The 20,238-nt window shown below is 68.6% G+C and carries 17 protein-coding genes; 12 read left to right on the top strand and 5 right to left on the bottom strand.

Features of this window, described 5'->3' with window-relative positions:
• Positions 1 to 22: 22 nt before the first annotated feature.
• On the bottom strand, positions 23 to 913 hold the full coding sequence (gene galU, locus FB547_RS08445; RefSeq protein ID WP_145741270.1) for a UTP--glucose-1-phosphate uridylyltransferase GalU: 891 nt from the start codon (positions 911 to 913) through the stop codon (positions 23 to 25).
• A gap of 109 nt (positions 914 to 1,022) precedes the next feature.
• On the bottom strand, positions 1,023 to 3,902 hold the full coding sequence (locus tag FB547_RS08450) for a valine--tRNA ligase (RefSeq protein ID WP_145741271.1): 2,880 nt from the start codon (positions 3,900 to 3,902) through the stop codon (positions 1,023 to 1,025).
• Positions 3,903 to 4,009: 107 nt separating this feature from the next.
• Between FB547_RS08450 and yaaA the strand changes: the two genes are divergently transcribed.
• The 10 genes from yaaA to FB547_RS08500 all read left to right on the top strand — a co-directional run bounded on the left by yaaA (position 4,010) and on the right by FB547_RS08500 (position 13,438).
• Positions 4,010 to 4,792, top strand: a complete 783-nt coding sequence (yaaA, locus tag FB547_RS08455) for a peroxide stress protein YaaA (protein WP_145741273.1) — start codon at positions 4,010 to 4,012, stop codon at positions 4,790 to 4,792.
• 1 nt (position 4,793) lies between these two features.
• Positions 4,794 to 5,633 carry a 2OG-Fe(II) oxygenase gene (locus tag FB547_RS08460; protein ID WP_145741274.1) on the top strand — a complete coding sequence of 280 codons (840 nt, stop codon included), beginning with the start codon at positions 4,794 to 4,796 and terminating at the stop codon, positions 5,631 to 5,633.
• 10 nt (positions 5,634 to 5,643) lie between these two features.
• A complete protein-coding gene (locus FB547_RS08465) occupies positions 5,644 to 6,543 on the top strand; it encodes an alpha/beta fold hydrolase (protein ID WP_145741276.1) in 900 nt (299 codons plus the stop codon).
• Positions 6,540 to 7,418 carry an NADPH-dependent 7-cyano-7-deazaguanine reductase QueF gene (queF, locus tag FB547_RS08470; protein WP_145741277.1) on the top strand — a complete coding sequence of 293 codons (879 nt, stop codon included), beginning with the start codon at positions 6,540 to 6,542 and terminating at the stop codon, positions 7,416 to 7,418. The genes FB547_RS08465 and queF overlap by 4 nt, the downstream gene beginning before the upstream one ends.
• Positions 7,419 to 7,532: 114 nt before the next feature.
• The gene (locus tag FB547_RS08475) at positions 7,533 to 8,438 is read left to right on the top strand and encodes an SDR family NAD(P)-dependent oxidoreductase (protein WP_145741279.1); all 906 of its coding nucleotides are present in this window, start codon (positions 7,533 to 7,535) and stop codon (positions 8,436 to 8,438) included.
• An 87-nt stretch (positions 8,439 to 8,525) separates the two neighbouring features.
• Positions 8,526 to 9,416: a LysR substrate-binding domain-containing protein gene (locus tag FB547_RS08480; RefSeq protein ID WP_145741281.1), complete on the top strand. Its 891-nt coding sequence runs from the start codon at positions 8,526 to 8,528 to the stop codon at positions 9,414 to 9,416.
• A 16-nt stretch (positions 9,417 to 9,432) separates the two neighbouring features.
• The gene (locus tag FB547_RS08485; RefSeq protein ID WP_145741282.1) at positions 9,433 to 10,320 is read left to right on the top strand and encodes a LysR family transcriptional regulator; all 888 of its coding nucleotides are present in this window, start codon (positions 9,433 to 9,435) and stop codon (positions 10,318 to 10,320) included.
• Positions 10,321 to 10,431: 111 nt separating this feature from the next.
• A complete protein-coding gene (locus FB547_RS08490; protein ID WP_145741284.1) occupies positions 10,432 to 11,586 on the top strand; it encodes a mandelate racemase/muconate lactonizing enzyme family protein in 1,155 nt (384 codons plus the stop codon).
• Between the two features lie 136 nt (positions 11,587 to 11,722).
• Complete coding sequence (locus FB547_RS08495) at positions 11,723 to 12,730, top strand: Bug family tripartite tricarboxylate transporter substrate binding protein (RefSeq protein WP_225613327.1); 1,008 nt, start codon at positions 11,723 to 11,725, stop codon at positions 12,728 to 12,730.
• Complete coding sequence (locus FB547_RS08500) at positions 12,731 to 13,438, top strand: aspartate/glutamate racemase family protein (protein ID WP_145741285.1); 708 nt, start codon at positions 12,731 to 12,733, stop codon at positions 13,436 to 13,438.
• A gap of 6 nt (positions 13,439 to 13,444) precedes the next feature.
• Here FB547_RS08500 and FB547_RS08505 read toward each other — a convergent pair whose 3' ends face one another.
• Genes FB547_RS08505 through FB547_RS08515 form a run of 3 tightly spaced genes read right to left on the bottom strand, consistent with a single transcriptional unit; the run spans position 13,445 to position 16,773 of the window.
• Positions 13,445 to 14,806 (bottom strand): MmgE/PrpD family protein, encoded by a 1,362-nt coding sequence (locus tag FB547_RS08505; protein ID WP_145741287.1) that lies wholly within the window; start codon positions 14,804 to 14,806, stop codon positions 13,445 to 13,447.
• 9 nt (positions 14,807 to 14,815) lie between these two features.
• Positions 14,816 to 15,979, bottom strand: coding sequence for an acyl-CoA dehydrogenase family protein (locus tag FB547_RS08510; RefSeq protein ID WP_145741289.1), 1,164 nt, complete (start codon positions 15,977 to 15,979; stop codon positions 14,816 to 14,818).
• 5 nt (positions 15,980 to 15,984) lie between these two features.
• On the bottom strand, positions 15,985 to 16,773 hold the full coding sequence (locus FB547_RS08515) for a citryl-CoA lyase (RefSeq protein WP_145741290.1): 789 nt from the start codon (positions 16,771 to 16,773) through the stop codon (positions 15,985 to 15,987).
• A 106-nt stretch (positions 16,774 to 16,879) separates the two neighbouring features.
• On the opposite strand from FB547_RS08515, the gene FB547_RS08520 reads away from it, so the two are divergent.
• Entirely contained in the window at positions 16,880 to 19,207 is a 2,328-nt protein-coding gene (locus FB547_RS08520) for an acyl-CoA dehydrogenase (RefSeq protein WP_145741292.1), read from the top strand.
• Positions 19,208 to 19,251: 44 nt separating this feature from the next.
• The gene (locus FB547_RS08525) at positions 19,252 to 20,238 is read left to right on the top strand and encodes a Bug family tripartite tricarboxylate transporter substrate binding protein (protein WP_145741294.1); all 987 of its coding nucleotides are present in this window, start codon (positions 19,252 to 19,254) and stop codon (positions 20,236 to 20,238) included.

A 20,238-nucleotide genomic window follows, 5' to 3' on the forward strand; every position in this document is an offset into this window, starting at 1 on the left:
GCCCCGTCGGGGCCCTTTTTCTTCAGAGCTCCAGGCTTTTGAGGTATTCGCGGAACTGCGCACCGACCTCGGGGTGCGCGAGTGCAAGCTCCACCGACGCTTGCAGGAAGCCTTCCTTGCTGCCGCAATCGTAGCGGATGCCCTTGTAGGCATAGGCGTAGACCGATTCCTTCTTCATCAGCGCCGCGATGCCGTCGGTGAGCTGGATCTCGCCGCCCGCGCCCTTGGGCTGGTTGCGGATCTCGTCGAACACACCGGGCGTGAGGATGTAGCGGCCCGCCACGCCGAGGCGCGAGGGAGCCTTGTCCGGCGAAGGCTTCTCGATCATGCGATCGACCTTCACGAGATCGTCGCCGATGGATTCGCCCGCCACGATGCCGTAGCGCTTGACGTGTTCGAGCGGCACTTCCTGCACCGCGAGCACTGAAGCACCGAGCTTGCCGAAGGCGGCCGTCATCTGCGCGAGCACAGGTGCGCCGCCCACGGGGCCGACCATCAGGTCGTCGGCCAGCAGCACGGCGAAGGGCTCGTTGCCCACGAGGTGTTCGGCGCACAGCACCGCATGGCCGAGCCCGAGCATGCGCGGCTGGCGCACGTAGGAGCAGGTCATGTCGTCGGGCATGACCGAGCGCGCGATGTTGAGCAGTTCGAGCTTGCCGCTGGCCTCGAGTTGGCTTTCGAGTTCGTAGGCGGTGTCGTAGTGGTCTTCGATGGCACGTTTGTTTCGACCAGTTACGAAAATCATGTCGCGAATGCCCGCCGCGTAGGCTTCCTCAACCGCGTACTGGATGAGTGGCTTGTCGACAACCGGCAGCATTTCCTTGGGCTGCGCCTTGGTGGCGGGCAGAAAGCGGGTGCCGAAACCTGCAACAGGAAATACGGCCTTGCGGATGCGTGTCGAGGGAGTGGGCATGGACAATTTGGGCGTCTGTTCGTTCAGTTGAAGAAGAAGGTTTGATGGCTCAACGGCGGCATGGAAATGCCGTCGTTGCCATGCTAAACCTTGCCCAGACCCACGTGTGTCAGCCGAGACGCACAAGCTGGTCGCGAAGACGCTCCAGCGTGGTGCTGAAATCGGCCAGGCGCTTGCGCTCCTGTTCGATCACGGCCGGCGGTGCCTTAGCCACAAAGGCTTCGTTTCCAAGCTTGCCGTTCACCTTGAGGATCTCGCCCTCGATGCGAGCAATTTCCTTGCCGATGCGCGCGCGCTCGGCGGCCTTGTCGATCTCCATGTGCAGGCACAGGCGCGCCGTGCCGACCACGGCCACGGGCGCCGCTTCGGCCGCCGCCGACCACGAAGCCTCGTCGTCGAAGACCTTCACTTCCTTGAGCTTGGCGAGGGCCTGCAGCACCGGCGCCGCATCGCGCAGGAAGGCCGCGCCCTCGGCATCGTCGGCCACAGCATAGAGCGGCAGGCGCACCGCGGGCGACACGTTCATTTCGCCGCGCAGCGTGCGGCAGGCATCGACCAGCGCCTTCAGGCGCGCCACATGCGCTTCGGCCGCTTCGTCGATCTTCTCGGGCTGGCTCTTGGGGTAGGCCGCGATCATGATCGATTCGCCCTCGCGTCCGGCGACGGGCGCCACCTTCTGCCAGAGCTCCTCGGTGATGAACGGAATCACCGGATGCGCGAGGCGCAGCAAGGCCTCGAGCGTGCGGATCAGCGTGCGGCGCGTGGCGCGTTTCTGCGCATCGTCGCCGGTCTGGATCTGCACCTTCGCGATTTCCAGGTACCAGTCGCAGAACTCGTCCCAGGCGAACTGGTAGATGGCGTTGGCCACGTTGTCGAGCCGGTATTCCTCGAAGCCCTTGGCCACTTCGGCCTCGACGCGCTGCAGCTGCGAGGCGATCCAGAAATCGGCGCGGCTGAACTTCAGGTAGCCGTGCGCCGGTCCGCCGACCTTGCATTCTTCCTTCGTGTGCTCGCGCAGGCCACAGTCCTGTCCTTCGCAGTTCATCAGCACGAAGCGCGTGGCGTTCCAGAGCTTGTTGCAGAAGTTGCGGTAGCCCTCGCAGCGCTTGCTGTCGAAGTTGATGCTGCGGCCGAGCGAGGCGAGCGATGCGAAGGTGAAGCGCAGCGCATCGGCGCCGAAGGCCGGAATGCCTTCGGGAAATTCCTTCTGCGTGTTCTTGCGCACCGCGGGCGCGGTCTCGGGCTTGCGCAAACCCTGCGTGCGCTTGTCGAGCAGCTCGGGCAGTGCGATGCCGTCGATCAGGTCGACCGGGTCGAGCACGTTGCCTTCGGACTTGCTCATCTTCTTGCCCTGCGCATCGCGCACCAGGCCGTGGATGTACACGTCCTTGAACGGCACCTTGCCGGTGAAGTGCTTGGTCATCATGATCATCCGGGCGACCCAGAAGAAGATGATGTCGTAGCCCGTCACGAGCACCGTGGAGGGCAGGTACAGCGCGAGGTCTTCAGTCTTCGCGGGCCAGCCGAGCGAGGAGAAGGGCACCAGCGCCGACGAATACCAGGTGTCGAGCACGTCCTCGTCGCGGCGAAGCGTCTTGCCCGGTGCCTTGGCCTGCGCCTCGGCCTCGTCGTGCGCGACGTACACCTTGCCGTCTTCGTCGTACCAGGCGGGGATCTGGTGGCCCCACCAGAGCTGGCGCGAGATGGTCCAGTCCTGGATGTTCTCCATCCAGTGGTTGTAGGTGTTGACCCAGTTCTCGGGCACGAAGCGCACCTCGCCGGTCTTCACCACGTCGATGGCCTTCTGCGCGATCGACTGGCCGTCGGCGCCGGGGCGCGTCATGGCCACGTACCACTGGTCGGTGAGCATCGGCTCGACGATGGCGCCGGAGCGCGCGCAGCGCGGCACCATCAGCTTGTGCTTCTTCACCTCGACCAGCAGGCCGAGCGCCTCGAGGTCGGCCACGATGGCCTTGCGCGCCACGAAGCGGTCCATGCCGCGGTATTTCTCGGGCGCGTTGTCGTTGATGGTGGCGTCGAGCGCGAGGATGCCGATCAGCTCGAGCTTGTGGCGCTGGCCGACGGCATAGTCGTTGTAGTCGTGCGCGGGCGTGACCTTGACCACGCCGGTGCCGAATTCCTTGTCGACGTAGTCGTCGGCAATGATGGGAATCAGCCGATCCACGAGCGGCAGCTTCACGCGCTGGCCGATCAGGTGCCTGTAGCGCTCGTCTTCGGGGTGGACCATCACGGCGGTGTCGCCGAGCATGGTCTCGGGCCGCGTGGTGGCCACGGTCAGTGTGCCGCTGCCGTCTTCGAGGGGGTAGGCAATGTGCCAGAGCGAGCCGTCTTCCTCTTCGCTTTCCACTTCGAGGTCGCTCACCGAGGTCTTGAGCACCGGGTCCCAGTTGCCCAGGCGCTTGCCGCGGTAGATCAGGCCTTCCTCGTAGAGCGAGACAAAAGTCTGCGTGACCACCTTCGAGAGGTCGTCGTCCATCGTGAAGTATTCGCGGCTCCAGTCGACCGTGTCGCCCATGCGGCGCATCTGCTCGGTGATGGTGTTGCCCGATTTTTCCTTCCATTCCCACACGCGTGCCACGAAATTCTTGCGGCCCAGGTCATGGCGGCTGATCTTCTGCTCCTGCAGCTGGCGCTCCACCACGATCTGCGTTGCGATGCCCGCATGGTCGGTGCCCGGCACCCACAGCGTGTTGTCGCCCTTCATGCGGTGGTAGCGTGCCAGGCTGTCCATGATGGTCTGGTTGAAGGCATGGCCCATGTGCAGCGTGCCCGTCACGTTGGGCGGCGGCAGCTGGATCGCGAACGAATCGGCGCCTTCCTTGGGCTGCTGCGTGCCGCGGAAACCGGCCTTGGCGTAGCCGCGCTGCTCCCATTCGGGGCCCCAGTGCGCCTCGATGGCGGCGGGTTCGAACGACTTGGAGAGGCTCTCCAGTCCAGGCTGGGCGGAAGGGGTGGTGGGTTCGCTCATGGGAAATGCAGAAGCGGCGCCTTCGGGGGTGCCGTGGGGACAAGATGGGATAGCCGGCGATTTTACCGGGGCCGCCCCGGGGCAGCCCCACCCCACATAATTCCGGGATGCTCTTCCTGCTCTCCCCTGCGAAATCGCTCGACTACGACACCCCCGTTCCCGCCGAAATCCCCGCCACCCAACCCCATTTCGAAGCCCCTCGCGGCCCCTCGGCCGAACTGATCAGGCTGCTGCGCGAGAAGTCGCCGCAGCAGATCTCGGAGCTCATGCACCTGTCCGACAAGCTCTCTGCGCTCAACGTGGCGCGCTACCAGGCCTGGTCCGGCAAGAGCACGCCCAGGAACGCCCGCCAGGCCGCCTTCGCGTTCGACGGCGACGTCTACGGGGGCCTGGACGCGCGCTCGCTCACGCCCGCGCAACTGGCCTGGGCGCAGGAGCACGTGTGCATCCTGAGCGGCCTCTACGGCCTCTTGCGCCCGCTCGACCTGCTGCAGCCCTACCGGCTCGAGATGGGCACGCCGCTTGCCAATCGCCATGGCAAGGACCTGTATGCCTTCTGGGGCTCGCGCATTGCGGAGCACCTGAACCAGCGCCTGGCGGCCGACCGCACGCCGGTCGTGGTCAATGTGGCCTCGCAGGAGTACTTCAAGTCGGTGGACCGGAAGGCGCTCAAGGCGCGCGTGGTCGAATGCGTGTTCGAGGAATGGAAGGGCGACAGGTACAAGATCGTGAGCTTCTATGCCAAGCGCGCCCGCGGCCTGCTCGCGCGCTGGGCGGCGCTGCACAAGGCCGCCACGCCCAAGGCGCTGGAAAAATTCGATCTCGAGGGTTATGGTTTCGACGCCACGGTGTCCAACGCCGAAAGGCTGGTGTTCAGAAGGAAGACTTGATATGTCGCAACCGATCAGCCCGGAGCTCCGGGAATGGCTGGTGTCGCAGCTCGCGGCAGGGCATTCGGTGCCCGCGCTGCGCGCCTCGATGCGCGCGGCCGGCTGGCAGGACGCGGCCACCGACCTCGCGCTGGCGCAGCTCGAGGCCGGCTTTCCGCACGTGGAGGTGGCCAGGCCGCGGCGCACCGAGATGCCCGGCCCCGACCTCGAAGGCGCGCCGCTCTACATTGACGCGGGCGACCGCCGCGTGCAGGTGCTGCAGACCATGCGGCATCCGCGCGTGGTCGTGTTCGGCAACCTGGTGTCGCCCGAGGAGTGCGAAGGGCTGATCGCCGCGGCGCGGGTGCGGCTGGCACGCTCGCTCACGGTCGAGACGCGCACCGGCGGAGAGGTGCTCAACGTCGACCGCACCAGCGAAGGCATGTTCTTCGAGCGCGGCGAGAACGAGATCGTCTCGCGCCTCGAGCAGCGCATTGCCGCGCTGCTGCGCTGGCCGGTGGAGTTTGGCGAAGGCCTGCAGATCCTGCGCTATGCGCCCGGCGCCCAGTACCGCCCGCACTACGACTACTTCGATCCCGGCGAGCCCGGCACGCCCACCATCCTCAAGCGCGGCGGCCAGCGCGTGGCCACGCTCGTGATGTACCTGCAGGAGCCGGGGCAGGGCGGTGCCACCACCTTCCCCGACGTCGGCCTGGAAGTGGCGCCCGTGCGCGGCACCGGCGTGTTCTTCAGCTACGAGGAACCCGACCCCGCCACCCGCACGCTGCATGGCGGCGCGCCCGTGCTCGCGGGCGAGAAGTGGGTGGCCACCAAATGGCTGCGCGAACGCGAATTCAAATGACAAGGGCGCGATGAAGCTGCTGGCCAACGGATTGCAGATCGAGGTCGACGACACCGGCGGCGAAGGCCGCCCCGTGGCCCTGCTCATCATGGGCCTGGGCATGCAGCTGGTCGGCTGGCCGCAGGACTTCGTGCAGGCGCTGGTCGATGCGGGCTTTCGCGTGGTGCGCCACGACAACCGCGACATCGGCCTGAGCCAGGGCTTCGACCATGCGGGCACCGGCAACATCGTGTGGGAGAGCATCCGCCAGCGCCTGGGCCTGCAGGTGCGTTCGGCCTACACCCTGCAGGACATGGCGCGCGATTCGCTGGGCGTGCTCGACGCGCTGGGCATCAGGCAGGCGCACATCATCGGCGCCTCGATGGGCGGCATGATCGCGCAGCACCTGGCCGCCGAAGCGCCCGAGCGCGTGACCAGCCTCGTGAGCATCATGAGTTCCAGCGGTGCGCGGGGTCTGCCCGGACCGCGCAGCGACGTTGCCGCCATGCTGCTGCGCCGGCCCCTGGGCGGCGGCGAGGCCGAGCTGGTGGCGCACAGCGTCCGGCTGCTCAGGCTGATCCAGAGCCCCGCCTATCCGCAGAGCACCGAGGCCTTGGCCGAGCGCCTCACCTTCAGCATGCGCCGCGCCTACCGCCCGGCCGGCATGTTCCGCCAGATGCTCGCGATTGGCGCCGACGCGCGCCGCCCCGAAGTGCTGCCGCGCATCAAGTGCCCGACGCTGGTGCTGCACGGCGAAGCCGACGCGCTGGTGCCGATGGCCTGCGGGCTGGACACCGCCAAGCGCATTCCGGGCGCGAAGTTCGTCAGCATTCCCGGCATGGGCCATGACCTGCCGCCCGAGGTCTGCGCCATCCTCGCCCACCACATCGCGCCGTTCCTGCACGCGGCCGAAGAACACCACAAGCCATGAGCCTCGACAACATCCCCCCCGGCAACCCCAACACGCCCGAGCAGTCGCAGCTGGGCCGCGCCTCGGCCTATGCCGACCGGTACGACCCTTCCTTGCTCTTTCCGATTGCGCGCAGCACCCAGCGCGAAGCCATGGGCATCGCCGCCGGCGCGCTGCCCTTCTTCGGCGCCGATCTCTGGACCGCGTTCGAGGTGAGCTGGCTCAACCTGCGCGGCAAGCCCCAGCTGGCCATCGCGCACTTCACCATTCCCTGCGAAACGCCCAACATCATCGAGAGCAAGTCGTTCAAGCTGTACCTCAACAGCTTCAACAGCAGCGCCTTCGCGAGCGTTGAGGCTGTGCGCGAGCGCCTGCGCGCCGACCTGTCCGAGGCGCTCTGGCGCGGCAGCGACCAATCGGCCGGCATCGGCGTGAAGCTGCTGGCGCCCGACCTGTTCGACCGCGAGCCGGTGCACGAGCTCGACGGCCTGGACCTCGACCGGCTCGACATCGAGTGCACCCACTACCAGCCTGCGCCCGAACTGCTGTCCAGCGACAGCACCCAGCCGCCGGTGAACGAGACGCTCACCAGCCGCCTGCTCAAGAGCAACTGCCTCGTCACCGGCCAGCCCGACTGGGGCAGCGTGCAGATCCGCTACAGCGGCCCGGCCATCGACCAGGCCGGCCTGCTCGCGTACATCGTGAGCTTTCGCAACCACAACGAGTTCCACGAACCCTGCGTGGAGCGCATGTTCACCGACATCTGGCGCCGCTGCCAGCCCAACAAGCTCGCGGTGTATGCGCGCTACACGCGGCGCGGCGGGCTCGACATCAACCCGTTCCGCACCAGCTGGCCGCAGGCGCTGCCGCCGAACATCCGCACTGCGCGGCAATAAGGGACGAGGGCGCCGCCGAAGCCCCTCTTCGGAAATCCGGAACCCGCAGCCCGGCCCCTGTGGCATTCTGGAACTGCCCGCGACACTGCGGGCGGCTATCCGGAGCAGACACACATGGTTGAAGGAAAAGTAGTCGTCGTCACCGGCGCGGGCGGCGGCATCGGGCGCGACATCGCGCTGGCCATGGCGAGCCATGGCGCCAAGGTGGTGGTGAACGACATCGGCGCCGCGCTCGACGGCGCGGGCGGCAGCGCCGGCCCTGCGCAGCAGGTGGTCGACGAGATCCGCGCCGCGGGCGGCCAGGCCGTGCCCAACACCGACAGCGTGGCCGATGCGGCCAGCGCGGCGCGCATCGTCGAATGCGCGGTCGAGAGCTTCGGGCGCATCGATGCGGTGGTCAACAACGCCGGCATCCTGCGCGACCGCTTCTTCCACAAGATGTCGGTCGACGAATGGGACGCCGTGATCAAGGTGCACCTGTACGGCGCCTTCTACGTGAGCCGCGCGGCCGCCACGCATTTCAAGGAACAGAACTCGGGCGCGATGGTGCACATGACCTCGACCTCGGGCCTCATCGGCAACTACGGCCAAGCCAACTATGCGGCGGCCAAGCTCGGCATCGTGGCGCTGTCGAAGTCGACCGCGCTCGACATGCTCAAGTTCAACGTGCGCTCCAACTGCATCGCGCCCTTCGCCTGGAGCCGCATGATCGGCGCCATTCCCACCGACACCGACGAGCAGCGCGCCCGCGTCGACAAGATCAAGCAGATGACGCCGGCCAAGGTGGCGCCGCTCGCGGTGTACCTGGCAAGCGATGCGGCCGGCGCGGTCAACGGCCAGATCTTCTCGGTGCGCAACAACGAGATCTCGCTCATCAGCCAGCCGCGGCCGGTGCGCTCCATCCACCGCTCCGAAGGCTGGACGCCCGAGAGCATCGCCGAGCACGCCATGCCCGCCATGCGCGCGAGCTTCCATCCGCTGGACCGTTCGGCCGACGTGTTCAGCTGGGATCCGGTCTGAGGGCCTGGGGACAAACCCGAAAGAGAGTACGCAGGACGCCATTCGCCGGACAATGCGCGTTTCCTTCCTCTTTGGTGCGCACGCCCGGTGAACCTGCATTTCGACCTGTTCGACCTGAAACTGTTCGTCTACGTGGCGGACGCGCGCAGCCTCACGCGCGGCGCCGAGAAGGCCTGCATCTCGCTGGCGGCCGCATCCACGCGCATCAAGCAGATGGAAGAAGCCGTGGGCGGCAAGCTGCTGCACCGCAGCGCGCAGGGCGTGAGCCTCACGGCCGCGGGGCAGGCGGTGCTCTACCACGCCAAGCGCGTGATGCAGCAGATGGAGCACCTGCGCTGCGACATGCAGGACTTCGGCAAGGGCATCAAGGGCCATGTGCGCGTGTTCGCCAACACCACCTCCATCACTGAATACCTGCCGCAGAAGCTGGCCGGTTTTCTGACGCAGCATCCGGCGGTGCAGGTGGACCTGCGCGAATACCTGAGCGAGGAAATCGTGCGCGCCGTGGCCGATGGCGAGGCCGACATCGGCATCCTGGCCGGCGACGTGCACACCGGCGAGCTCGATGCGCGCCCCTTCGGCCGCAACCAGTTGGTGCTGGTGGTGCCCGCCGCGCACCACCTGGCGGGTGCGCCCTCGGTGGCCTTTGCCGACACGCTCGACGAGCAGCACGTGGGCCTGCACCACGGCAGCGCCATCCACCGCTTCCTGCAGCGCCGGGCCGAGCTGGCCGGCCGCGGCTTCAACCCGCGCATCCAGGTCAGCAGCTTCGAGGCGATCTGCCTGATGATCGAGGCGGGCGTGGGCGTCGGCGTGCTGCCGGCCTCGTCGGCGCAGCGGCTGTCGCTGGCGATGCGCATCGCGACCGTGGCGCTCAGCGATGCCTGGGCGGAGCGCGAGCTCAAGCTGATCGCGCGCAGCCGCGAGCAGCTGCCGGCCTCGGCGCGCGAGCTGTTCGACCATCTCGTTGCGCCCTGAAGAAGGCGCGCAGGCCATGTCCGCCGACCTGAAGTCGCTGCGCCTGTTCGTGGCCGTGGCCGACCACGGCAGCATCAGCGAAGGCGCCAAGCGCTGCCACATCGCACTTGCGGCCGCGAGCAAGCGCATCTCCGACCTGGAAGCCCGCGCGCGGCTGCCGCTGCTGGTGCGCCATGCGCGCGGCGTCACGCTCACTTCGGCGGGCCATGGCCTGCTGCTGCATGCGCGCGCCGTGCTCTCGGCCATGGACCGGCTGGGCGCCGAGCTCGACGATTTCCAGAACGGTGTGGCGGGCGTGGTCAGCATCACGGCCAACGCGTCCACCATCGCGCAGTTCCTGCCCGCGCAGATCGGCTCCTTCCTGCGGCTGCATCCGGTGCTCAAGATCGACCTGCAGGAGCGCGCCAGCACCGAGGTCGTGAAGGCTGTGCAGGCCGGTCTGGCCGACATCGGCGTGATCGAGGGCCACACGCCCGCCGAAATGCTCGAATGCCTGCCCTACCGCAGCGATGAACTGGCGGTGGTGGTGGCGCGCGACCACCCGCTGGCCAGGCGCAAGCGCATCGGCGTGGACGAGGTGCTTCGGCACGACCATATCGTGGTGCGCGAAGGCACGGCGCTGCACCGCGTGCTGCTGAACGCGGCGCTGGAGGCGCAGCTGCCGCTCAAGGTGCGCATGCAGGTGGGCAGCTTCGACATGGTGTGCCGCATGGTGGAGCAGGGCGTGGGCATCGGCGTGCTGCCCTACGCGGCCATCCTGCCGCAGCTGCAGATACTGAAGCTGCGCTGCCTCAAGCTCGATGCGCCGTGGGCGGTGCGCCGGCACCTGCTGTGCGTGCGGCGGCAGCAGGACCTGACCGCGGCCGCGCGCTCCGTGCTGGAGCATCTCGGCCGGCCGGACTGATCCCTGAGCCTTCGCGCCGCGCGAAGCCTCGCGCCCGCCAAAAACGAATTGTTCTCCACGGCCTGCGCACCAAGAATCGTGCAGCCGAAGCAAGGCAAAAAGGAGACATTCTTGAAGATCATCCGCGTCAGCGCCACGCCGCTGAACATTCCCGTCACCATCGATGTGCTGGGGCTCAACCAGCAGACCTCGCTCTCGCTCTGCCTGACCGAGATCGAGACCGACACCGGCCTTGTCGGCCATGGCATGACGGCCATCACCGAAGAAGAAATCATCGCCGCTGCCGTGCGCGAGGTGGCCGGCCCGGCATTGATCGGCGAAGACCCGATGGCCACCGAGCGCCTGTGGGAGAAGCTCTACTGGCTGCTCTCGCCGCGCGGCCAGACCGGCTACGCGAGCCACGCCATCGCGGCGCTCGACATCGCGCTGTGGGACCTCAAGGGCAAAGCACTCGGCCAGCCGCTGTGGCGCCTGCTGGGCGGTGCGCGCTCGAAGGTGCCGGTGTATGCGACCTTCGGCTTCGGCTTCTTCGAGCGCGACCAGCTCGCCGCCGCCGCCAGGCTCTGGGTCTCGCAGGGCTTCCGGCGCCTGAAGATGACCGTCGGCGGCCATGCGCTCGCGCGGCGAGACGAGCCGCGGCCCATCGACGAGGTCATTGCCGAGGACGTGCGCCGCGTGGCTGCCGTGCGCGAGGCGGTCGGCCCCGACGTGAAGCTGTATGTCGACGCCAACTGCGGCCTCGACCTGTTCCATGCGACCGAGCTCGCGCGCCGCATCGAGCCCTACGGCATCAGCTTCTTCGAGGAGCCGCTCACGCAGAACGACGTGCGGCAGATGGCCCAGCTGCGCGCACGCACCAGCATTCCGCTGGCCTGCGGGCAGAACGAAGGGCTGGCCTTCCGCTTCCGCGACCTGCTGGTGAACCAGGCGGCCGACGTGCTGCAGCCCAACGTGACCATCTCGGGCGGCTACACGCAGTGCCTGAAGATCGCGGGCATGGCGCAGGCCTTCAACGTGCCGATCGACAACGGCGGCGCCTGGCCCTTCCACAACATGCACCTGCATGCGGGCGTGTCGAACGGCGGCATGGCCGAATACCACTACGTGGCCGTGCAGATGCTCAAGCAGGTCTTCGACGGCCTGCCGGTGCCGCAGGACGGCTGGCTGCAGCTGCCCGAGACGCCGGGCCTGGGCTTCGCGCCCAATGCGGATCGCGTGCGCGAGCTCGCGAAGCTGCCCACTTCGCGTGGCAAGGGCAAAGCCTAGGAATGGACGCCCCCCGAAGCGCCTTTGGCGCTCCCCCCACTGGGGGGCGCACCCGGCGGCCCGGCAAAGCCGGTCCCGCGGGTGCACTTGAAGAAGCCGCGCAGACGGCCGCTGATCGATGACCATTGGAGACACGATGAAAAAAGCTACAGACCTTGTTCGCCCTGCACGCCGCCAGGCGCTGCGTGCTGCCATGGCCCTGGGCCTTGCTGGCGCGCTCGCCGCGCCTGCCGCCTGGGCCCAGAAGTACCCCGACAAGCCGATCCGACTCGTGGTCGGCTATTCGGCCGGCGGCGGCGTCGACGCGGTCGCGCGCCTGCTGGGCACGCGCCTGTCGGCGGTGCTCGGCCAGCAGGTGATGGTCGACAACCGCACCGGCGCCGCCGGCCTGATCGCGGCCGAGTTCGTCGCCAAGGCCGCGCCCGACGGCTACACGCTCATGATGGGTGACAGCGCGCTGCTGATCGCCAAGCTGCTGCAGCCGAAGATCGGCCTCGATCCGCTCACCAGCTTCAAGCCGGTGGCGGGGGCTTTCGTCTCGCCGCTGATGATCGTCACCGGCAACGACTTTCCGGCCCGGACGCCGGCCGAGCTGGTGAAGGAGCTCAAGGCGAACCCGGCGCGCTATTCCTTCGCCACCTCGGGCGTCGGCACGGTGCAGCACCTGGGCTTCGAGATGCTGAAGCAATCGACCGGCAGCACCGTGGTGCACGTGCCCTACCGGGGCGCCGCGCAGATCGTGCCCGACGTGGTCGGCGGGCAGGTGCCGATCGGCGTGGTCAGCGCCACGGCCGGCATGGCGCAGGCCAAGGCCGGCAAGCTGCGCGCGATCGCGCTGATGAACACCGCGCGGCTCGAAGGCGCCGAGAGCGTGCCGCCGCTGGCCGATGCGCTGCCGGGCTTCGACGTGGCGCCGCGCATCTTCGTGCTCGCACCGGCCGGCACGCCCGACGAGATCGTCGGCAAGCTCTCGGCCGCGGTGAAGACCGTGCTCGATGCGCCCGAGGCCGGCGCCGCGGCGGCCGCGCAGGGCACGCTGCGCGCCTACGCCACGCCGGCGCAGCTCGGCAAGGACATGGCCGAGGAGACCAAGCGCTGGCAACGCATCATTGCCGAGCAGAACATCGTGGCGGAGGGCAAGTAGATGGCGCTGCCGCACCTGGGCCTGATCGTGCCGCCGGCCGCCGGCGCGGTGCCGGTGGACGGCCCGCTGCTCTACGGAGAGCGCATCCGCTTCAGCGCGCTGGGCCTGGGCCTTGGCGAAATTTCCACGCGCGGGTACGCCGAGGTGATCGACTCGGTGGTCGAGAAGGCGGTGGCGCTCAAGGCCGAGGGCGCTGCCGCGGTCTCGCTCATGGGCACCTCGCTGAGCTTCTTCCGCGGCGCCGCGTTCAACCGGCAGCTCGAAGTCGAGATGGCGCGCGCCACCGGACTGCCCTGCACGACCATGAGCAACGCCATCGTCGGCGCGCTGCGCCATCTGGGCGTGCGGCGCGTGGCGGTGGCCACGGCCTACATCGACGAGGTCAACGCCCATCTGCGGCGCTACCTCGAACAGAGCGGCTTCGAGCCGCTGGCGCTCGAGGGGCTGGCCATCTCCGACGTGCAGGCCGTGGGCCGGGTGCCCACACAGGTGCTGGTCGACCTGTGCCTCAGGGTGTTCGATGCGCAGCCCGGCGCGGACGGCATCCTCATTTCATGCGGCGGGCTGGTCACGCTCGATGCCGTGCGCGAAGTGGAAGCGCGGCTGCAGCTGCCCGTGGTGTCGAGTTCGCCTGCGGGGTTCTGGGACCTCGTGCGCACCGCGCGCCTTGATGCGCGCTCGACCGGGCAGGGCCGGCTGTTCGCCTGAACGGCCTCAGCCGAGCCAGCGGCCCACGCGCGGCGCAGATTCCAGCTGCCAGATGCGCTGGCACAGCGCCTTCGCCTCGTCGGCGGTGGCGCCTTCGCCGTAGTGCGCGAGGCGCTGCATCTTGTCCTCGATCTCGGCGCGGCTCAGGCTGTTGCCCGGGTCGCCCTTGGGTTCGTCGACGCGGCCGGCCAGTATGCGGCCGTCGTTGGTGCGCACGCTGACCTTGCCGATCCAGCGCGCGGGGTAGGCGCTGTCGACCTCGGCATCGAGTTCCATTTCCACCTTGTCGCGGAACGCGGCCACCTCGGGCGCGAGAAAGTCGCGATCGAACTCGCCGAGCCCGGCGCGGCCGTGCACCGCGATCAGGCCCAGCACCGTGCCCATCGAGAACTTGCCCTGGTGCACGGTGGCCGGCACCGTCACGCGGCCCAGCACATCGATGGCGCCCTGGTGCACATGCGCGGTCACGCGGGCCACGTCGCCATGCGCGAGCTTGTGTTCGGCCATCACCTGCAGCAGCGCATCGGCCGCGGGATGCGTGTGGCGGCAGGACGCGTGGTACTTGAACGAGGTTTCGGCCAGTGCCCAGCGCGTGCCGAGGCGGTCGGTGAGCCGTGCCGGATCGGCATCGCTCGACATGCCCACGCCCAGGCCCTGCGCACCCTCGAGCACCTTTGCCGCGCCCGTGAAGCCGTCCTGCGCGAGGTAGGCCGACATCAGCCCGCTGGCGGCCGCATGCGCGCAGTGCAGCTGCTTGGAGTCGGCCGCATCACGCAGGAACTCCCATACGCCCGCCGACTGCGTGCCGGCCGAACCGAAGGCGTGCAGCATCTGCGGCGGCGCGAGCTCGAGCAGGCGGCCCACGGCGGCAGCCGCAGCCAGCGTACCCGCCGTCGCGGTGGTGTGGAAGGTCTTGTAGTGCGAGCGGCCCAGGAACTCGCCGACACGGATGCCGACCTCGTAGCCCGCCACCACCGCGGTCAGCAGTTGCGCACCGCTGGCGCCAAGGCTCTGCGCCACGGCCAGCGCGGGCGCGATGACCACGGCCGCGGGATGGAACACCGAGCCGTTGTGCACGTCGTCCTGCTCCACATAGTGCGAGGCCGCCGCGTTGACCAGTGCCGCGAACACTGGCGAGGTGGTGCGGCGCGACGTGAGCATTTCGCTCGGCCCGTCGGCCGGCCCCATCACCTGCGCGAAGCGCTCGATGCTGCGCACCGGCCGCGCCGCACGCGCCGCGAGCACGGAGCCCAGCCAGTCGAGCATCAGGTCCTCGGTGCGGCGCAGCACGGGGGCCGGAATGTCGGCGAAGCGAAGTTCGGCGGCGAAGGTGGCGAGCTCTCGGCTGGGATGATTCGATGAGGTCATGGAGTGCCTTCAGAACGAACGCGGCAAGCCGAGCATGTGTTCGGCGACATAGCTCAGGATGAGGTTGGTCGAGATCGGCGCCACCTGGTAGAGCCGCGTCTCGCGGAACTTGCGCTCGATGTCGTATTCGCAGGCAAAGCCGAAGCCGCCATGGAACTGCAGGCAGGCATTGGCGGCCTCCCAGCTGGCCTTGGCCGCCAGGTACTTCGCCATGTTGGCCTGTGCACCGCAGGGCTCGCGCGCATCGAACAGGCGGCAGGCTTCATAGCGCATGAGGTTGGCGGCTTCGATCTCGATGAAGGCCTCGGCAATCGGAAACTGCACGCCCTGGTTCTGCCCGATGGGCCGGCCGAACACCACGCGCTCCTTGGTGTACGCCGTGACCTTGTCGATGAACCAGTAGCCGTCGCCGATGCATTCGGCCGCGATCAGCGTGCGCTCGGCATTGAGGCCGTCGAGGATGTACTTGAAGCCCTGGCCCTCTTCGCCGATCAGGTTCTCGGCCGGGATCTCGAGGTTCTCGAAGAACAGCTCGTTGGTCTCATGGTTCACCATGTTCAGGATGGGCCGCACCGTCATGCCTTTGCCGATGGCCTCGCGCAGGTCGACGATGAAGATCGACATGCCCTCGGATTTCTTCTTCACGTCCGCCAGCGGCGTGGTGCGCGCCAGCAGGATCATCAGGTCCGAATGCTGGATGCGCGAGATCCAGACCTTCTGGCCGTTGACGACGTAGCGGTCGCCCTTCTTCACGGCCGTGGTCTTGATCTTCGTGGTGTCGGTGCCGGTGCTGGGCTCGGTCACGCCCATCGACTGCAGGCGCAGCTCGCCGGTGGCGATGCGCGGCAGGTAGGCGCGCTTCTGCGCTTCGCTGCCGTGGCGCAGCAGCGTGCCCATGTTGTACATCTGGCCGTGGCAGGCGCCCGAGTTGCCGCCGCAGCGGTTGATCTCTTCCATGATCACCGAGGCTTCGGTGAGCCCGAGGCCCGAGCCGCCGTACTCCTGCGGAATGAGCGCGGCCATCCAGCCGGCCTTGGTGAGCGCCTCGACGAACTCGGCGGGGTAGCCGCGGGCCTCGTCGATCTTGCGGAAGTACTCGTTGGGAAACTGCGCGCACAGGTCGCGCACGGCATCTCGGATGTCGGGAAAGCGGGTGTCGTTGCTGTTGTTCATCTCGTTCAATCCTGGCGCGGGCCGCCGGCTTCCTTTTCCACGCGTTGCCAGATCTCGATGGTCATCGGGTCGTCGATCTCCTCGAGGAGGTGCCCCACGAGCCCGATGGCGCGCGCCATCACACCCAGGCCGCGGATGATCTTCCACGGAAAGCCGAACTCGGCCGCAATCGCGCCGATGGCGCCCGTCGCGTTGATGGGCAGCGACTTGCCCGAGACGCGCTCGGCCTCCTGCTGAACCGCCTGCATCAGCGCCACGTAGTGGCCCGAGAGGCCGTTCTCCTCGGCGATCTGGAACAGGCGCGGCGTGCGCGGGTCGATCGGCTTGTGCAGCGGATGGCCCAGGCCCGGCACGATCTGCTGGCGCGCGCGGTGGTCGGCCACGATGTCCTTCGCCATGTCGGCGAGCGGCCGCCCCGGCTTCTCGCCGAAGGGAATGGCCTCGTAGAGCATCTTCGCCGCGCCCTCGGTGCTGCCCACGAACACCGTGCCCAGCCCGCACAGGCCCGCGGCCACGGCGGCCTGCAGCGCCTCGGGCGCGCCCGCATAGGTCAGGCGCGCGGCCAGCGCGCTCGGCGTGACGCCATGCTCGACCAGCGTGACGACGATGGCATTGAAGGTGACCGATTCCTGCGGCGTCGGGATGCGGCCCGTGAGCTCCAGGAAGGCCATGTCGCCGAGGTTCAGGTGGCCCAGGATCTCGGAGGGCAGGTCGCGCCCGCGCACAGTGATCCTGTCGGGGGTGCTGTGGCCGAGCGCGGTGTGCAGGGATTTCTTGATCTTTGTGGTGGTCATGCGCCGAATCTATGCCGCCCTCGCACGAGGCGGGTCTGTGAATGCGAAACCCTCCCTTCGGCAAATGCAAATGCCGCGCGGCGGGCCGTTCTGTCACGCTGCGGCGATGGACACCGAATCACTTTCCGCCATGCGCGATGCCGCGCTCGACTACTTCGTTCGCAGCCGTTCCATCCAGCGGCGGCGCGAGCGCATGGAACGGCCCGATGCCGATGAGGCGCAGGGCTGGAGCGCCATTGCCGAACTGGGCTGGACCGGCATGCTGGCACCCGAATCCGCGGGCGGCCTGGGGCTGGATCTCGCGGGCGCCGCGCAGATCCTGCGGGCCGCGGGCGAGCATGTGGCGCCCGAGCCGCTGCTGGCGGTGGCGGGCTTGAGCGCGATGCTGCTCGCGCGGCTCGACGCACCGGCCGCGCAGTCGCTGCTGGCGGAACTGGTCGCGGGCCGCAGCCTGCCGGCGCTGGCCTGGCAGGAGAGCGCCGGCGACCTGAGCGCCGTGCCGCTGGCCTGCGGCTGCGAGCCGCGCGCGGGGCATGCGGGCGGCGTGCTGCTGCAGGGCGAGAAGCTCATGGTGCTGCCCGGCGCGGCTGCCAGCGGCTGGCTGGTGTCGGCGCGCGGCAGCGACGATGCGGTGCTGCTTTGGGTGCCGCGCGGCACCACTGGCGTGAGCGAAACCCTGGTGCCGCTGGTGGATGGCAGCCAGGCCGCGAGCCTGCGCTTCGAGCAGGTGGCGCTGCCGGCGGACGCGGTGCTGGCCGAAGGCCCGGCCGCGCAGGACGTGCTGCGCCATGCGCTCGCGGCCGGCCAGGTCCTGCAGGCGGCCGAACTGCTGGGCGTGGGCCAGGCGATGCTCGCGCAGACGCTGGCCTACCTGCGCACCCGTTCGCAGTTCGGCAAGCCCATCGGCAGCTTCCAGGCGCTGCAGCACCGCTGCGTGGACATGTTCATTCATCTCGAAGTGGCGCAGGCAGCCCTCGCCGAAGTGCTGGCACTGGCGGACCAGGGGCTCCCGGCAGAACGGCTCGAAGCCGAAGCCAGCCGCGTCAATGCCCGCTGCACCGCCGCGGCGCTGCAGGCCTCGCGCACGGCGGTGCAGATGCACGGCGCCATCGGCTATACGCAGGAGTGCGACCTGAGCCTCTACTACAAGCGCACGCTGTGCCTTTCGGCGTGGCTCGGCAACGTGGCCGCGCACCAGCGCCGGCATGCCGTTCTGGCCGATGGCGGCGAGACGCGAGCGGGCTCCGCGGTGTGGGAAGGCGAGTTCCCGCGCAGTGCCGACTGGCATGCGATGCCCGAGGCCGAGTTCCGGCGCATGGTGCGCGCCTTCCTGCAGCAGCGCTATCCGCAGCCGCTGCGCTACCTGTCGCACCGCGCGCGCTGGAGCGAGATCCGCGAGTGGTATCTCACGCTGTCGGCACAGGGCTGGATCGCGCCGGCCTGGCCGCAGTCGCATGGCGGCATGGGGCTGCCGGCCGACAAGCTCATTGCATGGATCGAGGAACTCGAGCAGTACGGCGTGGCGCGCGCGCCGGACCAGGGCATCGTGATGATCGGCCCGCTGCTGATCCAGCATGGCACGCCCGAGCAGCAGCAGCGCTTCCTGCCGCGCATCCTGAGCGGCGAGCATGTGTGGTGCCAGGGCTATTCGGAGCCCAACGCGGGCTCCGACCTGGCCGGGCTGCGCACCGAGGCCGTGGCGGGGCGCGACACCGAGGGCGACCACTTCATCGTCAATGGGCAGAAGATCTGGACCACGCTCGCGCAGGATGCCAACCACATCTTCATGCTCGTGCGCACCGACAAGGCCGCGCGCAAGCAGGAGGGCATCAGCTTCCTGCTGTGCGACCTGCGCACGCCGGGCATCACGGTGCGGCCGATCCACACGCTCTCGGGCGAGCCCGAGTTCTGCGAAGTGTTCTTCGACAACGTGCGGGTGCCGGCTGAAAACCTGGTGGGCAAGCTGCATGGCGGCTGGACGATTGCCAAGGCGTTGCTGGGCTTCGAGCGCATCTTCCTCGGCAGCCCCAAGCAGTCGCAGTACGCGCTGGGCCAGCTCGCGCGCCTGGCCGAGGCGCGGCGCCTTTTTGCGGACCCGGTGTTCGCACAGCGCTTCGCTGCATTGCGGCTCGACGTGCTCGACCTGTCGGCCGCATACACGGGCTTTGCCGACATCGTGCGCGCGGGCCAGCCGCTGCCTGCGTCGGTGTCGCTGCTGAAGATATGGGCCAGCGAAACCTATCACCGCATCGGCGCGCTGCTGGTCGAGGCCGGCGAAGAGCAGGGCGCCGTCGCGGGCGACCAGGTGCTCGACGGGCAGAGCTTCAACGTGCTGTCGCCGCTCATCGGCTCCACCGCCGCAATGATCTACGGCGGCACCAACGAGATCCAGCGCAACATCCTCGCGCGGCAGGTGCTCGACCTGCCGGCCTGAGCAATGCGAGCCGCCGAAGAAATACACAACAGGAGACAACGCTCATGGAATCCCTCGACTTCACACGGCGCCATGCCATGGCCGCGCTGGCAGGCAGCGCATTGCTGGCTGCACTGCCTTCACGCGCCTTGGCACAGCAACAGCTGCCAGCTCTCATCAAGCTCGTGGTCGGTTATTCGGCCGGCGGCCCGGTGGACGGCGCGGCGCGCCTGCTCGCGCCCGCGCTGAGCCAGGAACTCGGCACGCAGGTCATCGTGGACAACCGCCCCGGTGCCAGCGGCTCGCTAGGCGGCGACGCGGTGGCCAAGGCCGCGCCCGACGGCGCCACGCTCTTCTTCGGCGCGAGCCCGACCATCACCATCAATCCGAACATCCAGCGCAGGATGCCCTTCGATCCGATGAAGGACCTGACGCCCGTCGCGCCGCTGGTCGACTACACCAACGTGCTGGTGGTCAACAAGGACCTGCCGGTGCACAGCGTGGCCGAGCTGCTGGCCTATGCGAAGGCGCGGCCGGGCAAGGTGTTCTACGGCTCGGCCGGCGTGGGCGCCTCGAACCACCTGAGCGGCGCGCTGCTCGAGAAGATGACGGGCGTGCAGCTCACGCACGTGCCGTACAAGGGCAGCGCACCTGCGCTGGCCGACGTGATGGGCGGCACCGTGACCATGATGTTCGACATCATCGCCACCTCGCGGCCCTTCATCCAGTCGGGAAAGATCCGCGCGCTGGCCGTCACTTCGCGCCAGCGCAACCGCATGCTGCCCGAGGTGCCGACCATGATCGAGTCGGGCGTGGCCGGTTATGACGTGGGCGGCTGGTTCGGCCTCTACGGCCCCGCGCGCATGGACCCGGCGCTTGTCGCGCGCCTGAATGCCGCCGCGCACAAGGCGCTGGCGCGCGAGGACATCGCCCATCGGCTGCGCGAACAGGGCTACGAGGTCTGGAGCGGCGGCGCGGAACTGCTCGCGGCCAAGGGCCAGGCCGACCGCAGGCTCTGGGCCACGGCGTCCCAGGGCATCGAGGCGGAATAA

This window comes from Variovorax beijingensis, assembly GCF_007828835.1.
GTDB lineage: Bacteria > Pseudomonadota > Gammaproteobacteria > Burkholderiales > Burkholderiaceae_C > Variovorax > Variovorax beijingensis_A.

Excerpts from the sequence above, each read along its gene's own strand:
- FB547_RS08465 (WP_145741276.1), top strand. The coding sequence starts at position 5,644 with ATGAAGCTGCTGGCCAACGGATTGCAGATCGAGGTCGACGACACCGGC.
- FB547_RS08500 (WP_145741285.1), top strand. The coding sequence starts at position 12,731 with ATGGCGCTGCCGCACCTGGGCCTGATCGTGCCGCCGGCCGCCGGCGCG.
- yaaA (WP_145741273.1), top strand. The coding sequence starts at position 4,010 with ATGCTCTTCCTGCTCTCCCCTGCGAAATCGCTCGACTACGACACCCCC.
- FB547_RS08460 (WP_145741274.1), top strand. The coding sequence starts at position 4,794 with ATGTCGCAACCGATCAGCCCGGAGCTCCGGGAATGGCTGGTGTCGCAG.
- FB547_RS08485 (WP_145741282.1), top strand. The coding sequence starts at position 9,433 with ATGTCCGCCGACCTGAAGTCGCTGCGCCTGTTCGTGGCCGTGGCCGAC.
- FB547_RS08515 (WP_145741290.1), bottom strand. The coding sequence starts at position 16,773 with ATGACCACCACAAAGATCAAGAAATCCCTGCACACCGCGCTCGGCCAC.
- FB547_RS08525 (WP_145741294.1), top strand. The coding sequence starts at position 19,252 with ATGGAATCCCTCGACTTCACACGGCGCCATGCCATGGCCGCGCTGGCA.
- FB547_RS08505 (WP_145741287.1), bottom strand. The coding sequence starts at position 14,806 with ATGACCTCATCGAATCATCCCAGCCGAGAGCTCGCCACCTTCGCCGCC.
- galU (WP_145741270.1), bottom strand. The coding sequence starts at position 913 with ATGCCCACTCCCTCGACACGCATCCGCAAGGCCGTATTTCCTGTTGCA.
- FB547_RS08520 (WP_145741292.1), top strand. The coding sequence starts at position 16,880 with ATGGACACCGAATCACTTTCCGCCATGCGCGATGCCGCGCTCGACTAC.
- queF (WP_145741277.1), top strand. The coding sequence starts at position 6,540 with ATGAGCCTCGACAACATCCCCCCCGGCAACCCCAACACGCCCGAGCAG.
- FB547_RS08510 (WP_145741289.1), bottom strand. The coding sequence starts at position 15,979 with ATGAACAACAGCAACGACACCCGCTTTCCCGACATCCGAGATGCCGTG.
- FB547_RS08450 (WP_145741271.1), bottom strand. The coding sequence starts at position 3,902 with ATGAGCGAACCCACCACCCCTTCCGCCCAGCCTGGACTGGAGAGCCTC.
- FB547_RS08475 (WP_145741279.1), top strand. The coding sequence starts at position 7,533 with ATGGTTGAAGGAAAAGTAGTCGTCGTCACCGGCGCGGGCGGCGGCATC.
- FB547_RS08495 (WP_225613327.1), top strand. The coding sequence starts at position 11,723 with ATGAAAAAAGCTACAGACCTTGTTCGCCCTGCACGCCGCCAGGCGCTG.